At 59.0% G+C, this 5,656-nt stretch carries 7 protein-coding genes and 1 pseudogene; all 8 read left to right on the top strand.

The genetic code is table 11. The annotated features are described in order from the left end of the window. Positions 1–217 (top strand): annotated as a pseudogene (locus ACP5J3_RS10385) (hypothetical protein); the annotation flags it as partial. Next, on the top strand, positions 218–994 hold the full coding sequence (locus ACP5J3_RS10380) for a hypothetical protein (protein ID WP_428495629.1): 777 nt from the start codon (positions 218–220) through the stop codon (positions 992–994). Then, positions 991–1,914, top strand: a complete 924-nt coding sequence (locus ACP5J3_RS10375) for an AAA family ATPase (protein ID WP_428495628.1) — start codon at positions 991–993, stop codon at positions 1,912–1,914. The genes ACP5J3_RS10380 and ACP5J3_RS10375 overlap by 4 nt, the downstream gene beginning before the upstream one ends. After that, the gene (locus tag ACP5J3_RS10370; protein WP_428495627.1) at positions 1,892–2,458 is read left to right on the top strand and encodes an SWIM zinc finger family protein; all 567 of its coding nucleotides are present in this window, start codon (positions 1,892–1,894) and stop codon (positions 2,456–2,458) included. Before ACP5J3_RS10375 ends, ACP5J3_RS10370 begins: the two co-directional genes overlap by 23 nt. Further along, on the top strand, positions 2,448–2,885 hold the full coding sequence (locus ACP5J3_RS10365; protein WP_428495626.1) for a hypothetical protein: 438 nt from the start codon (positions 2,448–2,450) through the stop codon (positions 2,883–2,885). The genes ACP5J3_RS10370 and ACP5J3_RS10365 overlap by 11 nt, the downstream gene beginning before the upstream one ends. Next, on the top strand, positions 2,878–3,813 hold the full coding sequence (locus ACP5J3_RS10360) for a Fis family transcriptional regulator (RefSeq protein WP_014287604.1): 936 nt from the start codon (positions 2,878–2,880) through the stop codon (positions 3,811–3,813). Before ACP5J3_RS10365 ends, ACP5J3_RS10360 begins: the two co-directional genes overlap by 8 nt. 373 nt (positions 3,814–4,186) lie before the next feature. Next, positions 4,187–4,714, top strand: coding sequence for a hypothetical protein (locus ACP5J3_RS10355; protein WP_428495625.1), 528 nt, complete (start codon positions 4,187–4,189; stop codon positions 4,712–4,714). Then, the gene (locus ACP5J3_RS10350; RefSeq protein ID WP_428495624.1) at positions 4,711–5,556 is read left to right on the top strand and encodes a hypothetical protein; all 846 of its coding nucleotides are present in this window, start codon (positions 4,711–4,713) and stop codon (positions 5,554–5,556) included. Before ACP5J3_RS10355 ends, ACP5J3_RS10350 begins: the two co-directional genes overlap by 4 nt. The last annotated feature ends 100 nt before the right edge of the window (positions 5,557–5,656 follow it).

The raw sequence follows: 5,656 nt of genomic DNA, 5'->3' as shown, positions 1-5,656 counted from the left end.
TGTTAAGCCTCCCCGCAGTTTTGAACTACAGCAAATATGGCGCCACGAGGGCTACATTGTCAACGCCTCTCCGGCTAGGCTGGCGGTGGTCCGCCTCGACGGCGGGGCGAAGCCCAGGATAGCGCTGAGTTTCTTCAACAAGGGCTGTCCCATATACAGCCTCTGGGCAAACCAGCTGTTGCAACTGATAGGAGTTTCAATTCAGCTAGTTTGTTAAATGCTGGAGATTGTCGTAGGCGGCCTCGCAGATCCGCCTCCCGCAGAGATGCGGTACACCCTCTGCCCGGCGGATCGCGTAAGCGGCCTCGGCTTTGAGCTGACGCCGGGGGGCGCCGCCGCGTTAATTACAATTTTTGTTAGATACAACAGCCCCATCCCCCTCCCCCGCCACACCTCTGAGCTGGCTCAGTGCTCGGCGCCGCTGTGTCTATTGTTTAGATTTGTCGACTATTCTAAACTTGCGGAGGGGCCGGGCCGGTACCAGTTGAGGATAGCCCTGGCCGACCCGGTGCAGCTAGCCCTCGGCCTCGCCCTGGCCCACCACCTAGATTCAAAATACGGCGGGGGCTGGGCTGTGGAGGTGTACAGCGACGTGTGGCCTCAGTTCACTGACATACTAGCCGCGGCTAAGGCGCTGGGGGGAGTTCTCCGAATTTACACCTCTGTATACGACCAGCGGGCGTTGGTGGCAGACCGCGTCGTCGTGGCCGCCTCCTCTCTGACTTACGAGGCCCTCGCGGTGAAGAGGCAGTGGGCCGGCGCCCCGCTGTGCAGGACCTCCGTACCTGAGCCAGTTGTGGAGATTAGAGACGGGGAGGTGTTGGAGTTGTTGAAGAGTATTTGGGAGTCTGGGGGCTTCCTATCGCTTAAATACGCCCAGGAGAGGCACGGCCGGGCTGTGGTTAGGGCTAGTCAAATGGGGCTTGTGAAGATAGACGCCCTCACCCTCACTGTTAGGATTACGGATTTAGGTCTTAGGGCGCTGGGGGCGTGATACACCGCTACCTATTCCGCCTAGTGGCCTCCGCGGAGGGAAACGCCTTAATTACTGGGTTGCCGGGGAGCGGCAAGACTTCTCTCGTCAAGTGGAGCCTGGGAGACCTCCCCCCGGACTACGCCGTTGTTGTATACGACACCGCCGGTGACTTCCAGCAACGCGGCCTCTGCGACTACCACGGCCGCTTTCCGGTAAACCCCCTGGACCTCCCGGCGCCTAGGGTTGTTGAAATTCTTGAGGAGAGCCTCGCGGCCACTTACGGGGAGTATCCGTATCTGCTCACTCCGGCGATGGCTGAGCTGTTGCTACGTAGCGTTGAGAGGGGGATGAAGACGCTTGGCGAAATCCGGCGCCGCGTTGTAGAGGTGGCGGAGGCCCACGAGGTGGACACGGCCTATGCAGTGCGCCGTAGATTAGCCCATTTTGATACGCAACAGTTCGAAAAGACGGAGGCGCCTCTCGAGGCCGGCCGCTCTACTTGTATCGACATCAGCGGGCTAGACCGCGTGGGGAGGCTGGCCTACGTGCTGGCGCATTTAGAACTAACCCGCGGTGTCAAAAACGTGATATATGTGGTGGACGAGGCGCACAGATTTTTGACGTTCGTAAATCGGTACAGCCTATTGACAGACCACATGCGCACCGGCCGCGCTTCGGGGCGCTTCTTCGTGCTTATTAGCCACAGCTTCCGCGAATTCCAGAGGCACCTAGGCTACGTCAAGCTCATTATCCGATTCCCAGACTGGGACCTAGACGAGTCTAAAACAACGCCGCTACAGCCCTCGGAGGCGCTTATAACGGTTAGGGCCGCCTCTCTCCGCTCGGCGGAGGCGTTGGCTAAGCTTCTGCCGCTTAGAGGCACCTGGGCCCAGTTCCGCATCACCGTGCCTCCCTATGCAGAGAGACCCACTGCGTAGAGCCGTGGAGGCGCTTAGGGCAGACTTCCCAGGCAAGTCCCACAGCTGGATTAAAAGAGCCTTGCTGAGGCTTGGCGACGTGAGAGAGGTGAGGGACGGCCTCTACCTCGTCGAAGGCCGTAGAGAGCTCGGCGATTGGAAGCCTCTGTATCAAGTCTGGTTTTCCAACCCCGACAGGAGGTGGTACTGCACTTGTTACCTTACGCAATTCGGCCTCCGCAGAAGGCGGGATATATGCACCCACGTAGCCGCTGTGCTTCTCTTTAGGCGCTACAAGAGAGCGTTGGAGAGGGTTCAACATAGGCGGGTCTACATCGCCGAGGCTGAGGTGGAGTGCCGGCAGAAAATCGCCGCCAACGGAGAGCTCTACCTAAAGCCTGTGAGAAGCCTCCCCCTCTTCGCCAGCCCCCGCTACCGCGTATTTGTCATATCAGAGGAGAGGCGTATTGTTATTAAATGCGGCGGCTACGTCGTAGCGGAGGCCGAGGGGGAGGAAGTCCCCCTGGCCACCGCCAAATTCCTGGCGGAGAGTTATGAGAGTTAAGACGAGGAAGGGAGTCTTTGAGTTAGTGCCAGACGCCTGGCAGAGGTACCGCCGCCTTTACGTAGACGTCTTCTCCATAGCGGCGGCGCTGAGCCAGCCTGAAGAGCTTTTTAAGTCGGCGGCTGAGGCGGGGCTCGACGCCGTCTTCGTGGTAGACGCCTGGAGCGAGACCCACATGCCCCTTGCAAGGCGCTTCCTCGAGCTGTGCCGTAGACACAGCGTAGACTGCCGCCTCTCTGAGCAGAAGCCCGCCGAGCTCTACGCCGTTGAGCTCTGCAAGGCGGAGTGTGGAGAGGGTTGCGCAGTTTTGACTAGGGATTACGACGCGGCTCTTAGGGCGGGGAAATGCGCCGTGTTGCTATTCCGCAGAGGCCGCATGTGGAGGGTAAGGTATTTCCCCCCGGGCGCTGGCGGTAGCCGTGCCTAAGAGGGCTAACGCGCCGGAGGAGTGTAGGTGGGTGTTTGACGTCTTTAGTGGAGAAAAGGCTGAGAGGGCTGTGGAGCTGTGCCTCCGGGGCTATACGCTTAGGAAAATGGCGTTGTTGACGCCGATGGAGCTGGCAGATCTTCTGGGCTACGACGAGGTGACTGACGCGGAGAAGGCGGCTAGGAGGCTGAGAGAGGCGGCCGGCGTCGACTCCCGGCCGGTGACCCTAGCCCAGCTGAGGCAGAGACAAGACCGCGTTTTAAAAACCGGCGTTGAGGAGTTCGATTCTAAAACCCCTTGGAGGGGGGTGAAATTCGGCCTCATATATGGATTCGCCGGGGAGTACGGCACTGGCAAGTCGTTATTCGCTAAGCAGATTTCGGCGGTTGCGCTGGCGGGAGGGCTTAAAGTGGCTTATTTCGACACAGAAGGCACCTTCGACGTGGATTCCGCCACAATAGAAAACCTCTTTAAAAGATTCGGCGTCTCTAACGAGGCTGTTACCCAGTTTTATCTCTACCGCCCCACAGACTCCTTCCAGTTGATAGAACAAATTAGGGAGCTTCCAGAGGACGTGGACGTGATAGTGGTAGACTCCCTAGTGGCCCCGTTCCGCGCGGAGTACCGGGGGAGGCAGTTGCTAGCCCCTAGGCAACAAGCCATGCTCTACGCCTTGAATATTTTACAGCGCTATACGAGACTGGGCAAGTTGGCTATTGTCACTGACCAAGTTATGGACGTGCCCACTATGTTTTCTACAAAAAGACCCGCCGGAGGCAACGTACTGCTACATACCGTCCACGCGTTGTTTATGATGGAGAGGCCATCTAAACAGAAGCTTAAGGGAAAGATGTGGCCTCTAGACGTGCCCGGGATGTCTCCAGATACAGAAATTGAGTATGAAATACGAAGCGACGGCCTCTACTAACCGCCGCGCCTCCGGCTGGTTGGCAGTGTTTATTTACACAGGAGCCGGGGCGCGTCTTGTGCCGCGTGTACGCCCGGCGACCTGTTTACACTCAGCCTAGATGCGGCGTTTCTGCCGCCGGGTATAAACTGGGGAGGAGACACGGCGCACAGTTTACACCCGGCGGAATTCTAGGCGGCCGCAGTACATAGCGTCACAACAGGTGTCGCAACGCCTCCACGTCCACGCTTTGAAAAACGCCGCGGGGGCTCTACGTGTACCCATAAGGCCCCACGGCAGATCTCATATACTAGAGGCTGGGAGGGTAGAGAGGCGGTCTGGAGCGTTTATGAGATCTTTCTAAGGTTTTTCCGCACACAGGTTGGGGTTCTTCATGCCCTTGAAAAAACCCAAGGAGGTGCCCAAAGCCGAGAAGGAGGAGGGGAGGATTGGGAGGGCTGTGGTGGCGGCGGCGCTGTTTTTGTTGATGGTGCTGGCGCCCGCCGCGCTGGCTCAGCAAGGCGGCAATAAGACCGGCGGCGCCGGCGGCGGTGTCTACAACTTCCCATTTAAGGAGCAGGTGCAACAGGCCGTGAAGAACCTGGCGGCGGCCTACGCCCTCATATTCTGGACCGTCGTGGTGCTTCTGGCGATCTACGCCGCAGTTAGCTGGATAGCAAGCCCCACCACCTGGGCGCGTTGGTCGGCTATTGTGACCATCGTCGACCACTACAAATCGATACTAATCGGCCTGGCGGCGGTACCCTTTATCCTAGCCGCGGTGATATTCGCCGCCAATCTAATCACCACGGGCTACGGCGCGGGGAGCATCGCAGACGCCGGCAGAACAGCTGTGGACTTTCTAAACGGGCTGTTAGTAAAATCGCTGGTGGACGCATTTGGGAATCTAAAGTTTTGGTGATGTTCGACCTCTCCCAACACCTCTTTTTCCCCCTCGCCGTCCTCTCCGCCTACTTGCTGTACGGCGCCGTCTTGTACTCCTTCGGCGGCACCCACGGCAAGGAGAAGGCTCTCGACGTGTGGCATAGAGGAGGCGTCGGGTTTTTACTCTTCGCCGCCGCCACGGTGATCACCATCGCCCTCGGCGCCGCCGTGTCTTTTTTCATAAGCCACGCCTCCGCCGCCTTCAAGACGCCGCAGGTAGCGGGGGAGTTCAAACCCGTGTGTCTCTCCCACTTTACAGATAGAGACTACCTCCGCGCCGTGGAGAAGGCTTATCAATGCGCCGTCGGGGTCTACAGGCGTTATTTCGACGCCATAGCCAGCGGCTACGGCTCTATATTCACAGCCACGGCGCTGACGGGGGTGTTGGTAATAACTGGGGGCTACTCCATGGGCCTCTCCCAAGCCGCCATGCCCTACAGCTCCGCCGCCACAAGCGCGTTGCTAGCCCTAGCCGCCGCCGTGGCGGCCACATACGTCACATACGGCTTTGTCTTATTAATGGGCCTAGGCGCCGTTCTAGTCGCTGAAGAAAAAACTAGACACCTCGGCGCGTTGATACTAGGAGTCGCCGCGGGCTTCCCCCCGGCGCTGGCGGGAGGGGCAGACGTCCTACAAACTATCAAAGTGCCGGAGGTAGACTGGAGTAAGTACATACTCTTCAGCTCACTGATAGGCGTCGCCGCAGACGCCGCGGCGGTAGCCGCCGTGACGGTGACAGCGCTATCAGTAGCCGCAGCCGCCGCCTACGCCATATCTAGAATATTCGACCACGCCGGGGCGCATTTAGCAATAGAGTAGAACCCCCCTCCGCCGCGCCTCCGCCCTCTCTGCGCCTACCCCGCGCGCCGGCGCCGAGCTGTCAGCGTTTGTATTTAACACTCTCCTGCTAAGAAATACG

The sequence above is a fragment of the Pyrobaculum sp. genome (assembly GCF_049971835.1).
In the GTDB taxonomy this organism is placed as follows: Archaea; Thermoproteota; Thermoprotei; order Thermoproteales; family Thermoproteaceae; genus Pyrobaculum.
This window is presented reverse-complemented; position numbering and strand designations above follow the sequence as displayed.

What these genes read in the sequence shown, in the direction of transcription:
- ACP5J3_RS10380 (WP_428495629.1), top strand. Translation starts at nt 218, where the DNA reads ATGCTGGAGATTGTCGTAGGCGGCCTCGCAGATCCGCCTCCCGCAGAG.
- ACP5J3_RS10370 (WP_428495627.1), top strand. Translation starts at nt 1,892, where the DNA reads ATGCAGAGAGACCCACTGCGTAGAGCCGTGGAGGCGCTTAGGGCAGAC.
- ACP5J3_RS10365 (WP_428495626.1), top strand. Translation starts at nt 2,448, where the DNA reads ATGAGAGTTAAGACGAGGAAGGGAGTCTTTGAGTTAGTGCCAGACGCC.
- ACP5J3_RS10355 (WP_428495625.1), top strand. Translation starts at nt 4,187, where the DNA reads ATGCCCTTGAAAAAACCCAAGGAGGTGCCCAAAGCCGAGAAGGAGGAG.